Genomic DNA, 1,116 nt, shown 5'->3' on the forward strand with positions numbered 1-1,116 from the left:
TGGGACGGCTGCTGCACCGGCGGCAGCGAGCCGACCGGCGCACTGGGCTGCACGGCGCAGCCGACCAGGCTCAGGCTGAGCGCGCCGAGCAGCGCCAGGCGCTTCATTGCGCCTGACCGTCGCGGCTGTCGATCAGCAACGCCTGGGTGTCGCGCGCGGTGTTCGACACCGGCCCGCGCTGGCCGATCCACTCGCCGCGGGTGGCATTGCCCTCGCGCGATACCCGCGCCACCAGCTGCACCTGGGCAAAGCCGGACAGCTTGAGCTCGGGCATCATCGCATCGACATCCGACAGGCTGACCTGCGCCGGCAGGTCGGAGACCTTCAGGCGCTTGACCGCCAGCGGCATGGGCGGGCCGCTCAAGGCGCGGGCGAAGACGAACACGCTGTCGTCCGGCTGTACCTGCGCCTGCACCTCGGGCGACAGCGCCACGCTGACTTCCAGGGCATGCACCTTGGCGCCCGGCGCGGCAGCGGCCGGCGGCTGCTCGCCTGCGCCAATCTGCTGACGAGCGCGCTCGATGCCGCCGGCAATCGCCGCGCGCGACGGGTCCTGTTCCGGCAGCACCGCCACCAGACGCTCCCAGTAGCGCACAGCATCGGCGTAACGCTGGCTCTCGTAGGCGGCGATGCCGAGCAGGCCGAGGCTGGTCACCTCTTGCGGGTCGGCCTTCAGCGCCTCGTCGGTCAGCGCCTGCAGCTCGTCGTTCCACTGCTTGCCGCCGGCGAAGTACAGCGCCTGCGCCCACTGGCCGAGCAGCTCCGGCGCGCGGCCGGCCCGCTTCACCGCCTGTTCGAAGGCCTTGGCCGCATCACCGGCGCGCTCCTGGGCCATATAGGTGCGGCCGAGGAAGTACCAGGCCTCGGCCGACTCCGGGTTGTCCTTGAGCGACTGTTCCAGGCGCGCGGTCATCTCTTCGATGCTCTGCGGCTGCTGCGCGGCCAGCTGGCGGGTCTGCTCGACCTGAGCCAGGGCGCCCCAGTGCAGGTACAGGCCGACGCCCAGCAGCGGCACCAGGATGGCGGCGAGCAGCGGGATCTTGCCGCCGAGCACGCCGCTGCGGCGCTGCACGCCTTCGGTATCGGCCAGCAGTTCGCGCGCGGCCTCGGCGCGGC

1 protein-coding gene is annotated in these 1,116 nt (G+C 72.2%); it reads right to left on the minus strand.

The window, feature by feature from the left end:
- Nucleotides 1–103 precede the first annotated feature (103 nt).
- On the minus strand, nt 104–1,116 hold a 1,013-nt coding region (locus N878_RS21645), incomplete at its 5' end, for a tetratricopeptide repeat protein (RefSeq protein WP_021445621.1).

The organism is Pseudomonas sp. EGD-AK9, from assembly GCF_000465935.2.
Taxonomy (GTDB): Bacteria; Pseudomonadota; Gammaproteobacteria; order Pseudomonadales; family Pseudomonadaceae; genus Aquipseudomonas.